The organism is Brevibacterium sp. NPDC056726, from assembly GCF_042790515.1.
GTDB lineage: Bacteria > Actinomycetota > Actinomycetes > Actinomycetales > Brevibacteriaceae > Brevibacterium > Brevibacterium sanguinis.
In genome coordinates, this window is the sequence record NZ_JBHTYZ010000006.1 from 346,130 (window position 1) to 368,152 (window position 22,023).

At 69.9% G+C, this 22,023-nt stretch carries 23 protein-coding genes; 16 read left to right on the top strand and 7 right to left on the bottom strand.

Annotated features, from left to right (window positions below; all coding sequences use genetic code 11):
* Positions 1-45 precede the first annotated feature (45 nt).
* Positions 46-285 carry an acetyl-CoA carboxylase gene (locus tag ACFQ91_RS14610; RefSeq protein WP_198500267.1) on the bottom strand — a complete coding sequence of 80 codons (240 nt, stop codon included), beginning with the start codon at positions 283-285 and terminating at the stop codon, positions 46-48.
* A 96-nt stretch (positions 286-381) separates the two neighbouring features.
* Positions 382-1,125 (bottom strand): 5-oxoprolinase subunit PxpA, encoded by a 744-nt coding sequence (gene pxpA / locus ACFQ91_RS14615; RefSeq protein WP_198500266.1) that lies wholly within the window; start codon positions 1,123-1,125, stop codon positions 382-384.
* A 112-nt stretch (positions 1,126-1,237) separates the two neighbouring features.
* Here pxpA and ACFQ91_RS14620 point away from each other — a divergent pair, with 112 nt between their 5' ends.
* From ACFQ91_RS14620 to ACFQ91_RS14655, 8 genes are all read left to right on the top strand, one after another.
* Positions 1,238-2,893 (top strand): PucR family transcriptional regulator, encoded by a 1,656-nt coding sequence (locus ACFQ91_RS14620; RefSeq protein WP_198500265.1) that lies wholly within the window; start codon positions 1,238-1,240, stop codon positions 2,891-2,893.
* Positions 2,894-2,983: 90 nt separating this feature from the next.
* On the top strand, positions 2,984-4,897 hold the full coding sequence (locus ACFQ91_RS14625; protein ID WP_198500264.1) for a dihydroxyacetone kinase family protein: 1,914 nt from the start codon (positions 2,984-2,986) through the stop codon (positions 4,895-4,897).
* Complete coding sequence (locus tag ACFQ91_RS14630) at positions 4,894-5,349, top strand: ribose-5-phosphate isomerase (RefSeq protein ID WP_137826945.1); 456 nt, start codon at positions 4,894-4,896, stop codon at positions 5,347-5,349. The genes ACFQ91_RS14625 and ACFQ91_RS14630 overlap by 4 nt, the downstream gene beginning before the upstream one ends.
* A gap of 3 nt (positions 5,350-5,352) precedes the next feature.
* Positions 5,353-6,150, top strand: a complete 798-nt coding sequence (locus tag ACFQ91_RS14635; RefSeq protein ID WP_198500263.1) for a triose-phosphate isomerase family protein — start codon at positions 5,353-5,355, stop codon at positions 6,148-6,150.
* A complete protein-coding gene (locus ACFQ91_RS14640) occupies positions 6,147-6,902 on the top strand; it encodes a GntR family transcriptional regulator (protein WP_198500262.1) in 756 nt (251 codons plus the stop codon). Before ACFQ91_RS14635 ends, ACFQ91_RS14640 begins: the two co-directional genes overlap by 4 nt.
* A gap of 49 nt (positions 6,903-6,951) precedes the next feature.
* Entirely contained in the window at positions 6,952-7,896 is a 945-nt protein-coding gene (locus tag ACFQ91_RS14645) for a sugar phosphate isomerase/epimerase (protein ID WP_198500261.1), read from the top strand.
* The gene (locus ACFQ91_RS14650; protein ID WP_198500260.1) at positions 7,893-8,711 is read left to right on the top strand and encodes an SDR family NAD(P)-dependent oxidoreductase; all 819 of its coding nucleotides are present in this window, start codon (positions 7,893-7,895) and stop codon (positions 8,709-8,711) included. The genes ACFQ91_RS14645 and ACFQ91_RS14650 overlap by 4 nt, the downstream gene beginning before the upstream one ends.
* A 25-nt stretch (positions 8,712-8,736) precedes the next feature.
* Positions 8,737-9,621 (top strand): NAD(P)-dependent oxidoreductase, encoded by an 885-nt coding sequence (locus tag ACFQ91_RS14655; RefSeq protein ID WP_198500259.1) that lies wholly within the window; start codon positions 8,737-8,739, stop codon positions 9,619-9,621.
* An 84-nt stretch (positions 9,622-9,705) separates the two neighbouring features.
* Here the strand turns inward: ACFQ91_RS14655 and ACFQ91_RS14660 are convergent, their stop codons facing one another.
* Both ACFQ91_RS14660 and ACFQ91_RS14665 read right to left on the bottom strand, forming a co-directional pair.
* The gene (locus ACFQ91_RS14660) at positions 9,706-10,497 is read right to left on the bottom strand and encodes an enoyl-CoA hydratase (protein ID WP_198500258.1); all 792 of its coding nucleotides are present in this window, start codon (positions 10,495-10,497) and stop codon (positions 9,706-9,708) included.
* Positions 10,498-10,567: 70 nt separating this feature from the next.
* Positions 10,568-11,758, bottom strand: a complete 1,191-nt coding sequence (locus ACFQ91_RS14665) for a CaiB/BaiF CoA-transferase family protein (protein WP_198500257.1) — start codon at positions 11,756-11,758, stop codon at positions 10,568-10,570.
* A gap of 151 nt (positions 11,759-11,909) precedes the next feature.
* On the opposite strand from ACFQ91_RS14665, the gene ACFQ91_RS14670 reads away from it, so the two are divergent.
* Genes ACFQ91_RS14670 through ACFQ91_RS14690 form a run of 5 tightly spaced genes read left to right on the top strand, consistent with a single transcriptional unit; the run spans position 11,910 to position 16,857 of the window.
* A complete protein-coding gene (locus ACFQ91_RS14670; RefSeq protein ID WP_198500256.1) occupies positions 11,910-12,638 on the top strand; it encodes a GntR family transcriptional regulator in 729 nt (242 codons plus the stop codon).
* Between the two features lie 58 nt (positions 12,639-12,696).
* Entirely contained in the window at positions 12,697-13,668 is a 972-nt protein-coding gene (locus tag ACFQ91_RS14675; protein ID WP_198500255.1) for a tripartite tricarboxylate transporter substrate binding protein, read from the top strand.
* Positions 13,669-13,676: 8 nt separating this feature from the next.
* Complete coding sequence (locus ACFQ91_RS14680) at positions 13,677-14,711, top strand: 4-hydroxythreonine-4-phosphate dehydrogenase PdxA (protein WP_198500254.1); 1,035 nt, start codon at positions 13,677-13,679, stop codon at positions 14,709-14,711.
* Positions 14,712-14,727: 16 nt separating this feature from the next.
* Entirely contained in the window at positions 14,728-15,330 is a 603-nt protein-coding gene (locus tag ACFQ91_RS14685; protein WP_198500253.1) for a tripartite tricarboxylate transporter TctB family protein, read from the top strand.
* Between the two features lie 9 nt (positions 15,331-15,339).
* Entirely contained in the window at positions 15,340-16,857 is a 1,518-nt protein-coding gene (locus tag ACFQ91_RS14690) for a tripartite tricarboxylate transporter permease (protein WP_198500252.1), read from the top strand.
* 15 nt (positions 16,858-16,872) lie between these two features.
* Here ACFQ91_RS14690 and ACFQ91_RS14695 read toward each other — a convergent pair whose 3' ends face one another.
* Together ACFQ91_RS14695 and ACFQ91_RS14700 are read right to left on the bottom strand one after the other, a co-directional pair.
* Positions 16,873-17,724 carry an aldo/keto reductase gene (locus ACFQ91_RS14695; protein ID WP_198500251.1) on the bottom strand — a complete coding sequence of 284 codons (852 nt, stop codon included), beginning with the start codon at positions 17,722-17,724 and terminating at the stop codon, positions 16,873-16,875.
* Positions 17,725-17,782: 58 nt separating this feature from the next.
* Complete coding sequence (locus tag ACFQ91_RS14700; RefSeq protein ID WP_232623803.1) at positions 17,783-18,202, bottom strand: MmcQ/YjbR family DNA-binding protein; 420 nt, start codon at positions 18,200-18,202, stop codon at positions 17,783-17,785.
* A 119-nt stretch (positions 18,203-18,321) separates the two neighbouring features.
* Between ACFQ91_RS14700 and ACFQ91_RS14705 the strand changes: the two genes are divergently transcribed.
* Both ACFQ91_RS14705 and ACFQ91_RS14710 read left to right on the top strand, forming a co-directional pair.
* Complete coding sequence (locus tag ACFQ91_RS14705; RefSeq protein WP_198500250.1) at positions 18,322-19,143, top strand: hypothetical protein; 822 nt, start codon at positions 18,322-18,324, stop codon at positions 19,141-19,143.
* Positions 19,144-19,302: 159 nt separating this feature from the next.
* A complete protein-coding gene (locus tag ACFQ91_RS14710) occupies positions 19,303-20,466 on the top strand; it encodes a zinc-binding dehydrogenase (RefSeq protein ID WP_198500249.1) in 1,164 nt (387 codons plus the stop codon).
* Between the two features lie 30 nt (positions 20,467-20,496).
* Here the strand turns inward: ACFQ91_RS14710 and ACFQ91_RS14715 are convergent, their stop codons facing one another.
* The gene (locus ACFQ91_RS14715; protein ID WP_198500248.1) at positions 20,497-21,255 is read right to left on the bottom strand and encodes an HpcH/HpaI aldolase/citrate lyase family protein; all 759 of its coding nucleotides are present in this window, start codon (positions 21,253-21,255) and stop codon (positions 20,497-20,499) included.
* Positions 21,256-21,363: 108 nt separating this feature from the next.
* Between ACFQ91_RS14715 and ACFQ91_RS14720 the strand changes: the two genes are divergently transcribed.
* A complete protein-coding gene (locus ACFQ91_RS14720) occupies positions 21,364-22,017 on the top strand; it encodes an SRPBCC domain-containing protein (protein ID WP_198500247.1) in 654 nt (217 codons plus the stop codon).
* Positions 22,018-22,023: the final 6 nt, after the last annotated feature.

Here is a 22,023-nt window from a genome sequence, read left to right on the forward strand (position 1 = left end):
GGATGGGAATTCTCGGGATCGGCCGGGATGGGAACCCGGGCGGACTCAGGCCTCGTCGATGACGGCGATGACGTCGCCCGGGTTGACCGTGCCCTCGTTCTCCACGTTGAAGGAGGCGACGGTACCGGCGGTCTCCGCTTTGACCTCGGTGAATTGCTTCATGATCTCGACGATTCCGATCGTCTGTCCCGCTTCGACGGTGTCGCCGATCTCGACGAAGTCGTCCTTTCCGGGGGCGGGCTTCCGGTAGAAGACACCGGGGAGTGGGGAGATGATCTCAGCCATGTCGGTTCCTGCTTTCGTTGTTCTTCACTGGCCGGACGTCAGCGTCCGATTGGGTGGGGAATGTCTGGAGAGGGGTCTGGGAGTCTGCGAGGACCGTCAGAGGCTGTCGGCTTCCTCTTCCTCGGCGGCGTCGATGGCGGCTCTGACTGCCCGAACGACATCGGCGGCGTTGGCAGGATCTGAGTGCACGCAGACGCTGTCGAAATCGACGGTGAGCTCCGTTCCGTCGTTGGCGCGGATCGTGCCGTCTGTCATCGCCGAGGTGATCCGCGCAGCGGCCTCGGCAGGGACTCCGGGCTGGGGAGCGCGTTCGATGACGAGTCTGCCCTCGGCGTCGTAGCCGAGGTCGACATAGATCTCGGCGACGAAGGGGACGCCGAGCTCGTCGCAGACGGTCTTGTGCGCGGTGTTCGCCAATCCGAAGATCGGGACGCCGTGGACGAGCGCGACTCGGGCGACCGCGGCCATGAGCTCGGGGTCGCGGCCGACCATGCCGTAGAGCGCCCCATGGGGTTTGATGTGGTTGAGCCGAAGATCGTGTCGGTCGAGGAAGGCCGAGAGCGCCCCGACCTGGTAGGTGACGATGTCCTCGACCTCATCGGCGCTGAGCACCATCGGTCTGCGCCCGAATCCGGCGAGGTCGGGCAGCCCCGGGTGCGCTCCCACCTTCACCTGGTTCTCCGCTGCGAGTTCGACTGTCGTGTTGATGATGTGCGGGTCGGCAGCGTGGAACCCGCATGCCACATTGGCGACATCGATGAGCGTCATCAGCTCAGGATCGTTGCCGAATGCGTGCAGACCGATTCCTTCGCCGAGATCGGCATTGATTGTCTTCGTCATCGGTGACCTCCTGGCACAACCGTATGGAATCCGAATGTGACCTGCACCACGCCGATGATCAAATTCGCCGCGGATTATTGTGCACAGTGCACAGTCCTCGTAGATTCAGCGCATGAGACTCATCGACCTCATCGCCGACCCGATGCTCCGCCTCGAACTCGCCACCCCGAGTTCACAGGAGCGCCTCCAGACGGCGATCGGCGCCGCTGTGGCCACGGAGTCCATCGATCCCGCCGCCTACCTCACGCCGGGCACGCTCGTCCTCACCACCGGAATGGCGCTCAACTTCGACGATGCTCGCATCTGGGACGGCTATGTCGAACGGCTGGTCGCCGCCGGCACGGCGGCGATCGCGTTCGGAGAAGGCAAGCCGCACCAGCAGGTGCCGCACGGACTCATCGATGCCGCGGACGCCCGCGGCCTGCCGATTCTGCTCGTCCCGCCCGATGTGCCGTTTCTCCGCCTCCAGAACCTCGTCCTCCGCGCGCTCTCCGAGGACGAGCACCAGGCATCGCACCACGCCTGGTCGATCGCCGAGGAGTGCACGAAGCTTGCGGCCGACGGTCTCGAATTCGCCCCGCTGCTCGAACGCGTAGCATCTCGCATCGGACATGCTCTGCGCGTGGTCGACGATGAGGACGCCGTCTTCGTGTCCACCGACCGCATGCCCGGCTCGGACCGCTCCGCAGGGAGGACGTCCGACTCCGCTCCCCTGCTCTCGCTGCCCCTCAACATCGGCGAGGACGAGCAATGGCACCTGCACTGCCTCGACAGCCCGGGGCCGAGCACAGTGCAGTCCGGGACTCCGGCGCCGGTGTTCACTCCCGCCACACTGCGCACCGCACTCACGCCTGCGGCCGCGATCCTGGGAATGGTGCTCGCTCGCAGCCTGAGCATCGGTCTGCCGCGGAGCGAGAAGACCGATGCTCTTCTTGCGGCCCTGCGGCAGACGGGCAGCCACGCCTCCGCGGAGATCATGACAGCGCTCGCGGACCTCGGCGTCGACAGCACGACGGGCATGCGAATGCTCAGCGTCCGCGCTCGGAGTCCGATTCGCCGTCACCTCCTGACCTGGCGTCTGATGCGGATTCTCCACGATCACGTCGTCGTCTTCCCGGTGGAGACCGAGCGCACCGTCCTGCTCCTGCTGGCCCCGTTCTCCGCGGTGCGGTGGTCGGCGTCGAAGCCGACCGACCCGCCTCGGAACGGCTCGGAAATCACGGCCGCAGCCGGCCTGCCTGCTGCCCGCAACGGCCGTGAAGTACGGGAATCCGAAACCCATCTCGACGAACTCGTCGAGGCGGTGAATGCGGAAGCCGGAGACAGCGTGCTTGTCAGCGAAGCCGTGCGTCACACCTCGGCGCTGTCACTGTTCGTCGGTCTCCACGTCGATCCGGCGAGCCCTGACGACGATGCGCCTGAGCATGCGGTCCCTGCGCCGTCCTCACACCGAGGGTCCGCCGGAGTTCGCTTCCTCGGCCCGCCGCGGCTGCGCGACCTCGGCCTCCTCGTGCCGCCCGCCCATTCCGCAGCGATCGCCGAGGCAGTGCTCGGTCCGATTCGCGGGCGCAGAGACGAAACCGCTCTGCTCGACGCTCTGGCGGCGTTCGTCGATTCGCCGTCCGTGGCTCGGGCGGCCGCTCGGCTCGGCGTCCATCGGAACACAGCCCGTTCATACCGCAGAGAACTCGAGGATGCACTCGGGATGGATCTGGCGAGCGGGGAGGATCGCAGCATCTGCGCAGTGGCACTGTCGCTGATGCCCTGACGCCTCGACGTCCGCTCAACCCCCGGGTCTTGCGTCCGGCGAATAATCCTATAGGATCTTTGAAATAGGAACTGGTTCGAAGGGGAGCTCGTGGCCCGATTGTTCAATGACCCGAATGACTTCGTCGCCGACATGTCACGCGGACTCAGCCTCGCCGCCGCGCGCTGGGTGCGTGCGGTGCCCGGCGGGGTCGTGCGCTCGACCCGCGCTCCCGCACCGACCGTCTCGCTCGTCATCGGCGGCGGCAGCGGACACTTCCCCGCATTCTCCGGTCTCGTCGGCCCCGGCCTCGCCCACGGCGCGGCGATGGGCAACGTCTTCGCCTCCCCGTCGACGAAGCAGATCCTCTCCGTCGCCCGCGCGAGCGACCAGGGCCGCGGCGTCCTCTTCAGCTACGGCAACTACGCCGGCGACGTCCTCAACTTCGACCAGGCCCAGGAGCAGCTGCGCGCCGAGGGCATCGACACCCGCACCGTCGTCGTCACCGACGACATCTTCAGCGCCCCGGCCGACGAGATCGACCGCCGCCGCGGCATCGCCGGGGACCTCGCCGTCTTCAAGATCGCCGGAGCCGCCGCCGAAGCGGGACTCGACCTCTCCGAGGTCGAACGCCTGGCCGCCTCGGCGAACGACCGCACCCGCTCGATCGGCGTCGCCTTCTCCGGCTGCACCCTGCCCGGCGCCGACGCTCCCCTCTTCACCGTCGCGGACGGCCGCATGGCCGTCGGCCTCGGCATCCACGGGGAACCCGGCATCGACGACGTCCCCCTCCCCACGGCATCTCAGCTCGCCGATCTCCTCGTCACCCGACTCCTCGCCGAGGCGCCCGTGACCTCGGGACGGGTCGTGCCCATCCTCAACGGCTTGGGCACCGTGAAATACGAGGAGCTCTACCTCCTCTACGGACTCATCGACCCGCTCCTGCGCGAGGCCGGACTCGTCATCGTCGACCCCGAGGTCGGCGAGTTCTGCACGAGCTTCGACATGGCCGGCCTCTCCCTCACCCTCGTGTGGCTCGACGACGAACTCGCGCCCCTCTGGGACGCCCCCTGCTCCTCGGCGGCCTTCACCCGCGACGCCCTCGGCTTCGCCCACGAGAGAGTCGAGGACGACAGCGCGACATCGGCAGACGCAGGGGATCGAGACTCCGCGGCCCCAGACACCGCAGACCCAGACACCGCCGCGCCCGACACGTCCGTGCCGGCAGCAGGCGGCGATGCCGGCAGTCCCCGCCCCACCGCCCGGTCGCGGGCGCTCGGCCGAGAGATCGCAGCGGTCCTCACCCGCATCGCCGTGTCTATCGATGACGCCGCGGACGACCTCGGACACCTCGACAGCATCGCCGGCGACGGCGATCACGGGATCGGCATGCAGCGCGGCTCGAAGGCCGCTGCCCTCGAAGCCGAAGCGGCCGCCGCCCACGACCAGTCGGCCGGCGCCGTCCTCCGCGTCGCCGGTGAGGCCTGGGCCGACGTCGGCGGCGGCACCTCCGGCGCCATCTGGGGGCGCATCCTCAGCTCACTCGCCGCAGCCGTCGACGACGACCCCACCCCCGAGGGCGTCGCCGCCGTGCTGGCGACGACCCTTGACGACGTCCGCGCGTTCGGAAGGGTCGAGGTCGGCGACAAGACCCTCGTCGATGCGCTGGCCCCCCTGGCCGACGAATTCGCCGAGGCGGTCGCCGAAGCCGCCGCACCCGGCCGGGACAGCGTCGCCCCGGACAACCCCGCCCCAGACAGCACCAGCCCGCTTCCCCTCATCGCCGCGGCAGCCGCCCGCGCCGCCCATGCCGCCGACCGCGGCGCCGACTCCACCGCCGACCTCGTCGCCCGCCGCGGCCGCGCCCGCTCCCACGGGGACAAGAGCCTCGGCACCCCCGACCCCGGCGCGGTCTCGCTCGCGATGATCGCCTCGGTCGTCGCCGAGGAGCTCACCCGCCGCGCCGCCCCACTGACGACATCACCGCCCCTGGCACCGACCGAACGAAAGGCAACCCGATCATGACACTGCGAGTGGTCGTCGGCTCCGACGATGCGGGGTTCGACTACAAAGAGGTCATCAAAGCCGACCTCGAGGCCGATGAGCGCATCTCCGCGGTCACCGACGTCGGCGTCGACGCACAGTCGCACACGTTCTATCCTTCGATCGCGACCGCCGCCGCGGAGATCGTCGCCCGCGGCGACGCCGACCGCGCGATCCTCATCTGCGGGACCGGACTGGGCGTGGCGATCGCGGCGAACAAGGTCAAGGGCATCCGCGCGGCTACCGCCCACGACTCCTTCAGCGTCGAACGCTCCGTGCTCTCCAACGACGCCCAGGTCCTCTGCATGGGCCAGCGCGTCATCGGCGTCGAACTCGCCCGGCGCTTGGCGCATGAGTGGATCGGCTACACGTTCGACCCGACGAGCGCCTCGAACGACAAGGTCGCCGAGATCAGCGCGTACGAGTCCCGCTGACCCATGGACGACGCGGTCACCTCTCCCCTGCCCGATCGGATCCTCGGCACCAGCCTGAAGATGTACTTCGGCCACCGGCAGACCCTCGACTGGCTCGCCGAGGTGACCGCACTGACCCGTGACCACCCGGCGCTCACTTCGGGCGCGGCAGGGCTCTTCCTCCTCCCGCAGTTCCCCTCGATCCCGGCGTGCCTCGAGACCGCGGGCCCCGTGCTCATCGGCGCGCAGAACGTCGCCGCCCACGATTCCGGGCCCTGGACCGGCGAGGTCTCGGCCGCCGTGCTCGCCGAACTCGGGTGCCGGTTCGCCGAGATCGGGCACGCGGAGCGCCGCCGTCACTTCTCCGAGACCGAAGGCCTCATCAGGGAGAAGACCGCGACCGCCCTGCGTCACGGACTCATCCCCGTCCTCTGCGTCGGGGAGGTCGACGCGGTCCCGGCTGAGGAGGCCGCCGCCGAGGTGATGGTCCAGATCCGCTCGGCACTGCCGACCGCGACCGCTGACCTCCCCCGCCCGCTCACCGTCGTCATCGCCTACGAACCGGTGTGGGCGATCGGGGCCGCCGAACCGGCGGGTCCCGACCATATCGCCGCGGTGTGCACCGTCGTGCGCTCGCGCACCCGCGCCCAGTTCCCCGGCCTCGACTTCCGTCTCATCTACGGCGGCAGCGCCCGCCCCGGCCTGCTCGCCCGCCTCGGGGCGGCCGTCGACGGTCTCTTCCTCGGGCGCTTCGCCCACGACCCGGCAGCGGTCCCGGCGATCCTCGACGAGCTTCCCGACGTCATTAAGCTGTCCCCATGAGTTCACTCCCCGAGATCCGCCGCCCCGACATCGAGAGGCGAGGCCTGCGCGACCACGTCTACGACCACATCCTCGAGATCCTTCTCACCGGTGAGCTGACCGCCGGCGAGCGCGTGTCGATCGACGGCCTGGCCCGGCTCCTCGACGTCTCCCCGACCCCGGTCCGCGAAGCCCTCGTCGACCTCGAGCGCACCGGCCTCGTCGTCCGCGAAGCCCTCCGCGGCTACCGGGTGGCACCGCCGCTCGACCGCGAACAGCTCGACGAGCTCTTCGTCGCCCGTGAGACCATCGAGACCGCGGCGACACGGCTCGCGACCCCCGCCGACGACGCGTTCCTCCGCGCGCTCGAGGACGCCCATGCCGACCATGAGCAGGCCGGGGCCCGCGTCCGCGAGGCCGCGCAGACCGCCGCGGAGACTACCGAGGACCCCGACGCCGCCCGCCGCATCGAAGTCGCCGCCGCCCAGGACTACTACGCGAAGGACCGCGCGTTCCACAGCGTCATCCTCGAGGGCTGCGGCAACCGGTACCTCATGAAGATGTCGTCCGACCTCGGCGCCCAGGTCCACCGCCTGCGCCAGGCCCTGCCCCACGGCATCACCGACGTCGACGACGCGATCGCCGAACACCGCGCGATCCTCGACGCCTTCGCCTCCCCCGACCCCACCGCCCCCGAGGCCGCGATGCGCCACCACCTGCGCATGGTCGCCCACCGCGCCCTCGTCGAGGACCCACAGCCACCCGACGCCTGACCCGGCCCGGGACGAAGAGGAGTCCCGGCATGAAGAAGAGTGAGGACACATGAGTATGATCGCCTGCTGCATGCACGGCTTCTCCCCCGTCGACCGCGACGGCCTCGCCCTCCACGATGCCGACCCCACGGCGTGGCAGCACGTCGCCGACACCGTCGCCGGTCTCGGATTCACCGCCCTCGAGATCGCCGACAGCCACATCCGACCCGGCGACCTCACCCCGCAGCGGCGGGCCGAGCTGGCCGCCGCAGCCGCCTCGGCGGGCATCGACTTCGCCGCCGTCCACGTCCAGCGCCGGTCCGTCATCGACCCCGTCCACGGCGAGGACAACCTCGCCTACGCCCACCGGACGATCGACGCCGCCGCGGAACTCGGCTGCCGGGTCTTCTCCACCGGACTCCACCAGCCCTTCACTCCCGCGCAGAAGCGGGCGCTGTGGTTCTGGACGGCACCAGGGTGGACCGACCCCGACGATCCCGAGGTCCGCGCGCTCGCCGTGACCCGGCTGCGTGAGCTCGGACGTCATGCCGCCGAGGTGGGGCTGCCGATGTCGCTGGAGATGTACGAGGACACCTACCTCGGCACCGCCGCCTCCGCCGTCCGCCTCATCGAGGAGATCGGGCTCGACACCGTCGGCCTCAACCCCGACATCGGCAACCTCATCCGCCTCCACCGGCCCATCGAGGACTGGCGGGAGATGCACGAGGCGACGCTGCCGTACGCGAACTACTGGCACATGAAGAACTACCAGCGCGACGAAGCGGCCGACGGCTCGTGGTTCACCGCCCATCCGACCACCCTGCGCGACGGCCTCATCGACTACCGCGCGATGGTCGCCCGCGCCGTCGAGCTCGGGTTCGACGGACCGTTCCTCATGGAGCAGTACGGCGGCGACAGCCTCGGCGTCTGCGCGGAGAACCGGACGTATCTGACCGGCCTGCTCGCCACCTCACCCCGCCCCGCCGCGCCGTCGACGAAAGGTGTCACCCCATGACCGAATCCGCTCAGCCCGGATCCGCCCAGACCGGATCGGCCCAGCCCGGGCCCGCGTTCCCCGCCGAGCGGACCGCCGTGCTCACCGGCGTCGGCAGCGCCAACGGCATCGGCCGGCACACCGCCCACCGGCTCGCCGAGGCCGGCTGGAACCTCGGCCTCATCGCCCGGCGGGAGGACGAGGCCACGGCACTCGCCGCCGAGCTCACCGCGGCCCACGGGATCGCGGCACGCGGCGCCGGGGTCGACGTCACCGATTCGACGGCCATCGCCGAGGCGGCCGCCGCCTTCGAATCCGACCTGCCCCAGATCGTCGCGCTCGCGAACTTCGCCGGTGTCTCCTCCTCAGTGACCTACTTCGAGATCACCGACGACGAGTGGGCCCGGGTCATCGCGAACAACCTCACGGCCACCCACCTCGTCACCCAGGCCTTCGGCCGGATCATGGCGGCCAACGGGCTCGGGCGGATCGTCGGCCTCTCCTCGGTGACGGCGCAGAAGGGCGGCGGCACGTTCTCGAAGACCGCGTACGCCGCGGCGAAGGCGGGGATCATCGGGCTGATGCGCGGGGTCGCCCTCGAACTCGGGCCGCACGGAGTCACCGCGAACACCATCGCCCCGGGACCCGTCGACACCGACATCATGGGCGGTCCCCTCGACGACGCGCGCCGCGACGCGATGGGGGCGGCCACTCCGCTCGGGCGCATCTCCGTGCCCGAGGACGTCTCCGCGACCGTCGCGTTCCTCATCAGCGAAGGCGCCGGCCACATCACCGGCCAGACGCTGAGCATCAACGGAGGCCTCTACTTCCACTAGACCCCACCGATCCACGGGAGGATCCATGTCCGAGCACGTGACGTTCCTCGGCCTCGGCGCCATCGGCCTGCCGATGGCGCTGCGCCTGCACGCCGCCGGTCTCACCGTCACCGGTGTCGACCCGTTCCCCGATCCGCGGGAGCGGGCCGCCGCGGCGGGGCTGACGACGGCAGCGCAGCCGCTGGCGGCGGCGACGGCCGGCACCGTCATCGTCATGGTCGCCGACGGCGCGCAGCTCGAGGCCGCCCTGACCGGCGACCCGAGCACCGACACCCCCGGACTGCTCGCGCTCATGCCGAAGGAGTCCGTGCTCGTCATCATGAGCACGGTCGGCCCCGACGCCGTGCGCCGCGCCGCCGAGTCCGCCGCCGCCCACGGCATCGCCGTCCTCGACGTGCCCGTCACCGGCGGCATCGCCGGGGTCAAGTCCGGCACCCTGCGCCTCCTCGCCTCCGGTCCGCCCGCGGTGCTCGAATCCCGCCGGTCCGTGCTCGAGGCGCTCGGCACGCTCATCGACTGCGGTGAGCGGGTCGGTGACGGTCAGGCGTACAAGGCGGTCAACCAGCTGCTGTGCGCCGTCCACATCGTCGCCGCCGCCGAGGCCCTGTCCCTGGCGGATCGGCTCGGCCTCGACGAGGAGTCCGTGCTCGCCGCGATGACCGCCGGTGCCGGGCAGTCGTGGATGCTCGGCGACCGCGGGCCGCGCATGCTCGAGGGTCTCGAGGCCCCCGTCGCCAGTGCCGTGAGCATCTTCGTCAAGGACACGGATCTCGTCGCCGAGGTGGCCGCCGACCTCGACATCGACCTCGCTCTGCTGCCGGTGGCCGGGAGGAAGTTCGCCGAGGCGGCCGACGCCGGTCTCGCCCGGCGCGACGACTCGCAGGTCATCCGCACCTACGATCCTAAGTGAGCGGCGCGGCCGGGGCGCGGGCAGCGATGCGGCCGGGGCGCGGGAGAGGCCGCCGGTCGCCGGGGGCCGCTCTACGACGCAGGCTCAGCGTCCCGTCCACTCGTACGGGGTCTTGGCGATGAAGGCGCCGACGGCGTTGTGGAAGTCCTCGGAGCCGTAGATCCGCTCGATGACATCGGTGTCGTCGATCGACCCACCGTTGGCCGAGAGGCGTCGGACGACCTCCTTGACCGACCACATCGTCAGCGGCGCGTGCCCTTTGAGCGTCTCCGCCCACTCGGCCGCCGCCGCATCGACATCGGCGGTGACGAGGCCGAGGAACCCCGCGGTGTGCGCCTCGTCGGCCTCGATGAAGCGGGCGCGCAGGAGCATGTCGACGACGCGGCCGCGGCCGAGCAGCTCGATGAGCAGACTCAGGGTGTCCCCGGAGAGGCAGTTGCCGAGGGTGCGGGCGATCGGCACCCCGAACCGTGAGGTCGGCGAGGCCACCCGCAGGTCCGCGCACGCGGCGATGCCGAGCCCCCCGCCCACGCAGTAGCCGTCGATCGCGGCGATGACGGGCACGTCGACGGCGCGCAGTCGGGAGAGCACCTCGGAGATCCGGTGCTCGTAGGCGACGCCGGCGGGTCCGTCGAAGTCCGTGAACTGGGCGATGTCGGTGCCGGCGACGAACGCCCTGTCACCGGCGCCGCGCAGCACCATGACGCGCACCGCCGCGTCGGAGTCGGCCTCCTCGCACGCCTCGGCGAGGCCCATGTACATGTCCCACGTCATCGCATTGCGTGCCGCGGGCCGGTTGAAGGTGATCGTCAGGACACCGTCGGCGAGGTCGACGAGAAGGTCCTCGGTGCCCGTGTCGGGGGCGTTGTCGGTCATGGTCGAGCTCCTTCGCTCGTCGTCGTGGTCACCCGGGACGCTGGATCCGGGCGGCTGAAGGTCGTCGTGCTCATTGTCCCTTGAGCTTCGTCAGCTCCTCGGGCGTGAACCCGAGGTCGTCGAGGAGGGCGTTGTCGGCCCCGAGGGAGGGGCCGGCCGGACCGCGACGGGCGGGGGTTCGCGAGAGGCGCATCGGCGAGCCGATCTGCCGCACGGTTCCCGCGACCGGATGGTCGGAGTCCCAGTAGAAGTCGCGGGCCTGGAGATGGTCGTCCGTGAAGACCTCGCCGTAGTCGCTGATCGGCGCGCACGGCACTCCGGCCGCGTTGAGTACTTCGACGATCTCGTCGGTCGTCATCGTCTGCGTCTTCTCCTCGACTCGGGCGATGAGGGCCTCCCGGTGGGTGAGGCGGTCGTAAGACTGGCCGAACCGCGCGTCGTCGAGCAGGTCCTCGAGTCCGAGGGCGGCACAGAACCGCTCCCAGTTCCGCGGGGTGTTCGCCCCGACGGTGACGAACCCGTCGGCGGAGTGGACCGCCTGGTAGGGCGCCTGGTTCTGGTGGGCCGAGCCGTTGGGGCGCCCGATCGTCCCGTCCGTGAAGTACGCGGCGGCCTCCCACACGGCATAGGAGACACCGCTTTCGAACAGGGACACGTCGATGTGCTGTCCCTGACCGGACCGGTCCCGTTCGACGAGTGCTGCGGTGACGGCGAGGGCCACGTACATCGCGGCGGTGAGATCGCAGATCGGCACCCCCACCTTCGCCGGCGGGGAGTCGGGGAACCCGGTGATGCTCATCAGCCCGCTGCGGGCCTGCGCCATGATGTCGAGCCCGGCGAGCGGTGCCAGCGGCCCGTCCTGCCCCCAGCCCGACGCCGAGGCGTAGACGATGCGGGGGTTGCGCGCGGACACCTCCTCATACGAGGTGCCGAGGCGGGCCATGACACCCGGGCGCATGTTCTCGACGACGACGTCGGCGCGCTCGACGAGGCGCATGAACGCCTCCCGACCGGTCGGGTCCTTGAGGTCGAGGGTGATCGACTCCTTGTTGCGGTTGAGGAGCATGTTCGGCACGCTCTCACCGCTGACGTACGGGCCGGTGCTCCGCGTCTGGTCGCCGCCGTCGGGGTTCTCGATCTTGATGACCCGGGCGCCGAGGTCGGCCAGCTGCATCGTCGCGAACGGCCCGGCCATGAAGACGCCGAGCTCGAGGACCGTCACCCCGGCCAGCGCTCCCCCGCCTGTCGCATTCTCGTTCATGAGATCTCCTCACATCGCCATCGATCCTGTAGGAATCACCTGTCACCGAGTCGCTGCGAGGCGACACTTCGCCGAAACACCCCATTGATTCGTACTGTGATCCGCGTTACAGTCTTTGCACTACTGTATACAAAAGAGGATCTATTCAAAAGTGTCGACTCTCCTTCCCTCCCAGCCCAGCCTGTCGGTGCAGGCACGGCAGGCTCTCGAACGCACCATCCTCGAAGGCAACTACCTTCCCGGTGAACGTCTCGTCGAGGAGCGCCTGTGCGCAGAGCTCGGCATCTCCCGCCCGCCGCTGCGCGAGGCGCTCAAGGAACTCGCCCACACCGGACTCGTCGAGCACACTCCCCGCAAGGGGGTCCGCATCATGGCGATCACCCAGCACGACGTCTTCGAGATCGCCACCCTGCGTCGCGAACTCGAATCGATGGCGCTGCGCCTCGCCCTGCCGACCCTCGTCCCCGACCGGGTCGCCCGGTGCGAGGCGGCGCTGGAGACGATGCGCGAGATCGCCGACTCCGGGTCCGAGGGCGACATGGTCGCGGCGGGCTTCGAGTTCCACTACGCCGTCGTCGGCCTCGCCGGCCACGCCCGCATCGAATCGACGTACCGGGCGATGGCGATGCAGCTGCAGATGTGCATGGCACTGAACAACCAGGCGCGCCGGGAGATCGAGGATCTCGACGGCAACGTCGCTCGGCACGCCCACATGCTCGAGGTCATCCTGCGCGGCGACATCGACGAGATCGAGACCGCACTCGACAACCACGGGAACCTCTCGTTCCTCATCGACGTCGTCGACCGCCTCGACGGGGCGACTCCCGAATCCGACCGCTGGCTCGAGGAGGTGCGTGCCTCATTGCCCACTGCGGAGTGACCATCGCTCCGGCACCACCGGCACCACCGATCTGGACGTTCTGTCAAAGGAGATGGACATGCATTCGAAGAAACTGCTCACCGCTGCCGCCGTGGCCGGCACCCTGGCACTCGCCCTCAGCGCGTGCGGTCAGGGATCCTCGGGCTCATCCGACGGAGGCTACGAGCCTCCCGGCAATGTCACGATGATCGTACCCTTCGCCGCCGGCGGCGGCAGCGACATCGCCGGTCGTGCGACGGCCTCGGGTCTCGAGGAGGCGACCGGCAAGACGATCACCGTGCAGAACATCGACGGCGGCTCCGGCGCGGTCGGATATTCGGAGTTCCTCGGCCGCAGCGGGGACCCGAGCTACCTGCTGGCGACGGAGACGGCGATGCTCGCCCTGCCGGCGACCCAGGACGTCGAGTTCACGTACGAGAGCTTCACGCCGATCATGAAGCTCGGCGACGACTACACGCTCATCGTCACGAAGGCCGACTCCCCGCTCAACACGTGCTCGGACCTCACCGACAAGGCGCAGAACGAGCGCACGGTCGTCGCGATCTCCGGTGCCACCGGCCTCGACAACATCACCTTCACGCTCATGGAGAAGGCGACCGGGGCGAAGTTCGACCGGGTGCCCTTCGAATCCGGCGCCGAGGTGATCACCGCGGTCCTCGGCGGGCAGGTCGAGGCGATCTCCGTCAACCCCGGCGAGGTCTCCGGTCAGCTCGAGTCCGGCGATCTCAAACCGCTGTGCGCGGCCGCCGAGGAGCGCTACGAGTACGACTCGCTCAAGGACATCCCGACGGCGAAGGAGCAGGGCATCGATGTCGCGTTCGCCCAGTTCCGCGGCGTCATCGCCCCCGGAGACATTCCCGACGAGGCGAAGCAGTACTGGATCGAGCAGTCGCAGAAGTTCGCGGAGTCCGAGGCGTACACGAAGTACATCGAGGACAACATGATGCAGCCCAATGTCGCCTACGGGGACGACTTCACGACGTACCTCGGGGAGAACGACCAGGAGCTGCGTGAGGCGATCGGACAGTGAGCGCCGAGATGACCGCGACACTGCCCCGCCCTCGCCTCGTCTTCGTGCCCGGCGACCTCTCCGGGGTCGGCCCCGAGCTGCTGGCCCGGCTGCTCGCCGACCCGGAGAACCGCGCGCGGGCCGATGTCCTCATCACCGCAACGCCCGAGGAGCTCGAGGCCTTCGCCGACACCGCCGGGGTGTCCGTGCCCGACGTCGATGCCATCGAGTTCCTCGGCACCGCCTACGACGGTCCGGAGATTCCGCCCGGAGTGGTGAGCACGGCAGCCGGCGAGCGGGCGCTTTCCGACCTCGGCACCGCGCTCGACCTGTGGACGGCCGGACGCGCCGACGGGGTGCTCTTCCTCCCGCTCAACAAGGGCGCGATGGGCAGGGCCGGGATGACCGAGGAGGATGAGCTGCGGTGGTTCGCCAAGCGCATCGGCTTCACCGGCTTCACCTCCGAACTCAACTTCATCTCCTCGCTCGTCACCGCCCGCGTCACCTCCCATGTGCCGGTGTCGCAGATTGCCGCGGGCATCCGCGCCGGCAGGGTGCTCGAGACGATCGAACTCCTCGACCGCGTCGTCCGGGAGACGCGGACCCCGACACCGAGGCTGGCCGTCTGCGCGCTCAACCCGCACGCCGGCGAGGGCGGGAAGTTCGGGCGGGAGGAGATCGAGGACATCGCCCCGGCGATCGAGCTGGCGCGCACCCGCGGCATCGACGTCGAGGGACCGTTCCCGTGCGACACGCTCTTCGGCCGGGCCGCCGGCGGCGACTACGACGGGGTCGTGACGATGTACCACGACCAGGGGCAGATCGCGATGAAGCTGCTCGGCTTCGACCAGGGGGTGACCGTCCACGGCGGTCTGCCCATCCCCATCGCCACCCCCGCCCACGGCACGGCGCACGGGATCGTCGGCACCGGCACCGCCGATCTCAGCCCGAGTCAGCACGCGTTCGACCTCGCTGCGGCGATGGCCGCCTCGCGCCGGGACACGGCCACCGCGGATGCCCCGACGACCGGGGCGACCGCCTCGGCGCCGGCCGAGACGCGATGAACGGAATGGAGGAGACATGAACACGGTCACCGCGAAGAATCCGCCGCGCAACAGGCCGGAGGTCTCCGACGTCATCGGCACCGCGATCCTCGGGGTCGTCGGCGCCGTGGCGGCGGTCATGGGGATCGGCTACGGGCTGAGCGTCGACAGCGGCGAGGTGGGGCCGGGGCTGCTGCCGTTCCTCACCGGCACCTTCATCTTCCTCGCCTCGGTGGCGGAGATCTTCCGTCTCTTCTTCGCCCGCGTCGGGACCTCCGGCGGACGGATCATGTCCGCCGTCGAGGACATCGAGGCCACGGCCGCGGAGTCGATCGACTCCGCCTCCGAGGCGGTCTCGGCCGACGGGGACGAGGTCGACACGTTCGGTCGCACGGAGAAGCAGCGCAACCGCGCGCCGTTCGTCATCTTCGCGACCTTCGGCGTCGCTCTCGCCCTCGTTCCGGTCCTCGGCCTCATCATCGCGCTGTCCCTGGCGATCCTCTTCCTCCTCATCGTCGTGGAGAAGCAGAAGTGGTGGACCTCGGCGGCGGCGACGCTCGGGGCCGCCGTGTTCGTCTACATCGTCTTCGGCCTCGTCCTCTCGGTTCCCATGCCGACGGGGATGCTCGGCCTGATCTGAGGAGTGCTCATGATCGACAATCTCATGCTCGGGCTGGAGACCGCAGTCAGCCCGGAGAATCTGCTGTGGTGCTTCGTCGGCGTGCTGCTCGGCACCGTCATCGGCCTGCTGCCCGGCCTCGGATCGACCACCGGTGTCGCGATCCTCCTGCCCGTCACCCTCACCCTCGACCCGGTGACCGCGCTCATCATGCTCGCCGGCATCTACTACGGGTCCCAGTACGGGTCGTCGATCAGTTCGATCCTCATCTCGACGCCCGGCGACTCCTCGAGCGTCGTGCTCACGATCGACGGCTATCAGATGGCGCGGAAGGGCAGAGCCGGGGCGGCGCTGGCGATCTCGGCGCTCGCGTCGTTCTTCGCCGCCATCGTCTCCCTCATCGGCCTCATCGCGCTCGCCCAGCCGATCGCCCGGTTCGCCCTCAACTTCGGTCCGGCCGAGAACCTCGCGATCATCCTCCTCGGCATGGCGACGATCGTGTCGTTCGCCGGGGAGAACATCCTGCGCGGCATCACCATGGCCGCGGCCGGGCTGCTCGTGTCGATGGTCGGGGTCGCCTCGGGATTCTCCACGGCCCGGTTCACGTTCGGCAGCGTCAATCTCCTCTCCGGCCTCGACTTCGTCGCCGTGATGATCGGCATCTTCGCCGTCGGTGAGGTCCTCCACCAGATCCGCCGAGGCGGGGAGAAGCCCATCCGCGCCGGTTTCCGGGATCTGCTCGTGACGAAGGAGGAGCTGCGGCGGGCGTTCCCGTCGACGGTGCGCGGCACCGGTCTCGGCTTCACCGTCGGAGTCCTGCCCGGCGCCGGGGCGACGCTCGCGACGTTCCTCGCCTACGGTGTCGAGAAGCAGGTGAGCCGGTTCCGGCAGTTCATCGGCAAGGGCGCACCCGAAGCGGTGGCGGCTCCGGAGGCGGCGAACAATGCGGCCGCGAACGCGAGCTTCATCCCGACCCTCGCGCTCGGCATTCCCGGCAGCGGCACGACGGCGGTCCTCCTCGGCGCGTTCGTCATCTTCGGTCTGCAGCCGGGCCCGCTGCTCTTCCAGCAGGAGCCGGACCTCGTGTGGGGTCTGCTCGTGAGCTTCTTCTTCGGCAACCTCATCCTGCTCGTGCTCAACCTGCCGATGGCGCCGGTGTTCGCGCAGATCCTGCGGATCCCCTACGTCTACCTCTATCCGATCGTGCTGATGATGAGCTTCATCGGGGCCTTCGCGCTCGGCAACAACATGTTCACCCTGTGGATCGTGTTCTTCTCCGGGCTGCTCGGCTACTTCATGAAGCGCTTCGACTTCCCCGCCGCGCCGTTCGTCCTCGGCCTCGTGCTCGGCCCGCTGCTCGAGAAGTACCTCGTGCAGACCTCGGCGCTGGGCAACGGCAGCCTGCTCATCATGTTCCAGCAGCCGCTCTCGCTCATCCTCACCCTCGCAGCCCTCGTGGCACTCGCCTACCCGCTCATCGCCGCGGTCATCCGCAACCTGCGGACCCGGCGGGCGGATGCGAAGGCGCGGGAGACCGTGACCCGCTGAGGCCCGGGCGGCCGGTCACATCTCTTCGTGCGTGAGCGGGTCCCGGTCCTTCATCCGGCCGCGCTCGAGTCCGGAGATCGCGGCCACCTCGGCGGGGGTGAGGCTGAAGCCGAAGATGTCGGCGTTCGTCCGCTGGCGGGCCGGGTTCGCGGACTTCGGGATCGGGATGCTGCCGATCTCGACGTGCCAGCGCAGCACCACCTGGGCCGGTTCGACGCCGTGGGCGGCCGCCGCCTCGGTGATGGGGTCTTCGGCGAACAGCCCGCCGTCGCGGTAGAGCGGTGACCAGGATTCGGTCTGGACGCCGATCGACCGGTGGAAGTCGACGAGCGCGGTCTGCGGGAAGTACGGGTGGAGTTCGACCTGGTTGACGGCCGGGGTCACGCCGGTGGCTTCGATGAGCTCGGTGAGCATGTCCGCGGTGAAGTTCGAGACGCCGATCGATGTCACGAGTCCGCGGTCGCGCAGTTCGATGAGGCCGCGCCACGTGTCGACGTACTTGCCGACACTGGGGTTGGGCCAGTGGATGAGGTGGAGGTCGAGGCGGTCGAGGCCGAGTCGGGCGAGGGATTCCTCGGTGCTCGCGATCGCCTCGTCGAAGCCGTGGTGGCGGCCGGGGATCTTGCTCGTGACGAAGAGGTCCTCGCGGGCGACGGGGCTCTCGGCGATCGCGCGACCGACTTCGCGTTCGTTCTGGTAGTTGACCGCGGTGTCGAGCAGTCGGTAGCCGCCGGCGATGCCGGCGTCGATCGCCGCGACGCCCTCGTCACCAGTCATCGCGTAGGTGCCGAGGCCGATCTGCGGGATCGGGCGTCCATCGTTGAGGTCGACGGTGGGAATCGGGGTGCCGTTGCCGGATTCAGTCATGCTTCCACCCTACGACCGCCAGCGCACGACCGCACCCGTTCGCGGCGTCGGCGCCGTCTCAGGACTGCGACTCCGACTCCGCCTCCGCCTCCGCCTCGACGAGCCGAGCCGAACGCGTCGGGGCGGTGTTGCGGTACGAATCGGCAACGAGTTCGCCGAGGTCGTCATCGTCGAGGTCGTCGATGTCGATGCCGATCCAGCCGGTGGGACCCAGGTACATCGGGACGAACGTGTCGTCCCGCTCGAGCATCACCTCGGCGTCGAGGGGATCGAGCAGGAGGAGGGCGGCATGCGGATGCTGCTCCATCTGTCCGGTCACGTGCTTCTCCGTGCCGCCGAAGTACGCGAAGACCTTCTTCGTGAAGAACGCGGGGCGACCGTGCGAGACCTTCTCCTGCGCATCGGGATACCCGAGCGCGAGCGTGCGGAACCGCGCGAGCACCGGGTCATCGTCGTCGAACATCTGCGCGTGCGCCATGTCCTCACGATACTCCCGCCGAGGCGGGGCTCAGGGTCCGCGGACCGCTGGGTCCCGGGGGTCCGGGGCTCCAAGGCCCGGGCCGGGGCCAGGCCGTCAGCGTCGGCTAGGGTGAGCTCGTGAGAAGGAAGCGCGACGTGCGGCAGACCGGACCGGAGAACCGGCGCAGGCTGCCCCGATTGACCCTGCTCCAATGGGGCTTTCTGCTGCCCGGCCTCGGATTCGTCGTCGCCGTGATTCTCGGTGCCGTGCAGTCGCTTCTCTCCTTCGTCGAACTCTCCGACGCACGCAGTCGCGGAGTCGACGTCGTGTGCGCGGACCTCGCCTCGATGGGCCAGGTGAAGGAGATGGAGATCGTCAGCCGCGGGGTGTGGGGCTATGCGTGCGAAGCAACGTTCTCCGACGGCGGCTTCGGCGTCACGGAGTTCAGCAATCTCTCGATTCTCACCTTCTTCGCGATCGCGATTGCTGTGATCAGCACTGTCGCCCTCTTCGGTGTCTTCTGCGCAGTCGCCGTGAAAGCGCTGGTCACGTGGGGAGCGCCACGATCCGCGGGGCGGATGGCCCGGTGGGGCGTCGGACTGCTCATGGTGGCGTGCGTCATCGGTCCTTTCGGCATCCTCACCCAGTACGCGGCGTGGTATCGGGCGTCGAACTCCGGTGACGGCTCGCCCGTCTGCCCGTCTTCGTTTCAGGGTGAGGAGATCCTCGGTTTCGGAATCGATTCCAACTATCTTCTGCCGTATCTGAAGTGCCACGGCGACACCGTGACCGGCGTCGAATTCACGACGACGCATTTCGGTTTTCCCTTCGCCGTGTTCGTCACCTGCATGACGATGATCGTGGTCGGGCTCGCCCTTGTCATCACCGCACGGGTGAGGGCTGCGCGAAACGGAGCGGTCTCTCCCGAGGAATCGCGCGACGAACCCGTCGTTCACTGAGCCGAGGCGTTGCCGGGACACCGGGCCCGCAGTGGTGGATCAGGCGATGACGCCAGGCCGTGAACTGTCACAACAGCGCATGAAATCATCGTGGCGCGTGCGTGAACTCGGGCGACTTGTGTAGACAAGTCACGTCGGGGGTTGGTCAACTGGTCGTCTATGGACGACCAGACCTCGACCGCTAGCGCCAGCCGCCGCGCCACCGCGACCCGGACCGCCCCGACTGCCTCCGCGACCCGGACCGCGCCGACACCTCCCGCGGATCGCACCGCCACCGCATCTGACCCTGCCTCCGGCCCGGCGGCGACGACGGCCGAGGCGCTCGTCTGGCTCGGCGGCGATCGCTTCGATCGGCAGACCCTGCCGATCCCGGACCTCGCCGACGGGGAGAGCCTCGTGCGCCTGAGTGCCGCAACCGTCTGCGGATCTGACCGCCACACGGTCTCCGGCCATCGCTCCGGGGCCTGCCCGTCGGTGCTCGGCCATGAGGGCGTCGGCGTCATCGAGGCGACGAGAGGCGAACTCACCGTCGGCGAGCGCGTCGTCTTCGCCGTCACCTCGGTGTGCGGGGCGTGTGAGAACTGCCGGCGCGGACTGAGCGCGAAATGCGCCGCGGTCGCCAAGGTCGGCCACGAAGCGACCGACTCCGGCTGGGCCCTGTCGGGAACCTACGCGTCGCACATCCTCCTGCCCGCAGGCGTCGCAGTCGCCCCCGTTCCCGCCCACGTGCCCGATGCCGTCGCGGCGACCGCCGGCTGCGCGGTGGCCACCGTCATGGCCGCCCTCGACGCCGCCGGGGAGCTGACCGGACGGCGGGTGCTCGTCAACGGCCTCGGGATGCTCGGACTCGCCGCGGTCGCGGCCGCGAAGGCACGCGGCGCTGCCGAGGTCGCCGCGTTCGACCCCGCCCCTGACCGTCGCACCCTCGCCGCTGCGGCAGGCGCCGACGTCCTCGTCACCGGTGACGGGGACACCCCTGCCGACGTCGACGTCGCCATCGAACTCTCCGGCGCTCAGGCGGGAGTCCGCACGTGCCTGGACGCGCTCGGCATCGGCGGCACCGCGGTCCTCGTCGGCAGCGTCTCGCCCGGCCCGCACGTCACCGTCGATCCCGAACACCTCGTCCGCGGATGGCGCACGATCACCGGGGTCCACAACTACGAACCCCGGCACCTCACCGCCGCCGTCGACTTCCTCGCCACCGCCGGCTCAGCGCTGCCCTGGGACGACATCCTCGGCGGCCCCATCGGGCTGACCGATCTGCCGGCGGAGTTCGCCCACCCCACCCCGGGCCTGCGCACCGTCGTCGATCTCCGCCGCTGACGGCACCCTTCGGCCTGTGCCGGCAGACCCTCAGCTGCGGGCCGCCTCGAGATCCTCCCGCAGCGCCCGGCCGGCGGCCCCGATGTCACTCGCCGAGGTGATGAACCGGAATCCCTGCTCCTCCCGCAGCTTGGCCTCCGCCCCGGTCGAGCAGTGGATGCCCGGGACGATGCCGGCGGAGTCCGCGGCGGTGCGGATGCGCACGAGCGCCTCGGCGTGGGCGTCGTTGGGCCGGCCCGGGACCGTGCCGACGGCGAACGCGAGGTCCGCCGGGCCGACGTAGACCCCGTCGACGCCGGGCACCGCGCAGATGTCCTCGACGGCGGCGAGCGCCTCGGCGGTCTCGATCATGACGAAGAGGAGCGGACGGGCGGTGCGGGAGTCCCGCACCTGGCCGGTGAGGATCTCCGCGGTCGGACCCCACGATCGGCGCCCGCCGCGGCTCGGGTAGTCGAGCGCGGCGACGGCCGCCTCGGCATCGGCGACCGAATCGATGAGGGGAACGATGATCGCCTCGATGCCGGCGTCGGCGAGCAGCCCGATCTCCGTGAACCGGTTCGCCGCGACTCGGGCCGTGACGAGCGCGGATCCGTGCGCGCGGACGGCATCGGACAGGCGCACGACGTCACCGGCCCGGGCGAGACCGTGCTGGAGGTCGAGGCACACGTAGTCGAACCCGGCCGCCGCCCCGATCGTCGCGAGCTCCGGGGCCGCCGACATCATCCACAGGCCGTTGTAGATCGCCCCGTCGCCGAGGCGGGCGCGATGGGTCTCGAGTGCAGCAGTCATGGGATCATCGAACCACACCCCGGCGCCGAGGCGGTGGCGACGACCGCGATCCGGGCGGGCCTATGATGAGAAGCGCCGACCATCGGCGACCGACCCGAAGGAGCACGCATGGCGCACCGCACGGATGACGAGATCATCGCCGCCCAACCCGATTCCGTCGCCCGCACCCTCACCGTCGACGTCGCCGACGGCCTCCGGCACACCGCGCAGTCGCTCACCCAGACCTTCCCCGCCTCGCTGGAGAACCTCTGGGAGGCATGCACCGATCCCGAGCGCCTCGGCAAGTGGTTCGCGCCCGTGGCCGGTCACTTCCGGCTCGGCGGCCGCTACGTCGTCGAGGACAACGCCGAGGGCACGATCACGGCCTGCGAACCCCGCGAGTCCTTCACCCTGACGTGGGAGAGCGCCGGTGATGAGAGCGAGGTCGCCGTGCGCATGGCCAAGGACGGCCACCACGCCCGGCTCACCCTCGAACACCGGTTCACCGCCGAGGCCGACGCCGACTTCTGGACGCAGTTCGGCCCCGGTGCCGGCGGGGTCGGCTGGGACCTCTCGTTCCTTGGTCTCGCCCTCTACCTCGAGTCCCGCAGCGATGAGCCCCGCGACGCGGCGACGTTCGACGCCGAACCCGCCCACGACTTCATCCGCATCGTCAGCGATCGCTGGGCCGAGGCGTCCCGGCTGGCCGGCACCCCTGAGGACGAGGCACGGGCCGCCGCGGAGCGCACGACGGCGTTCTACCTCGGCGAGGACGCCAGCTGACCCGTT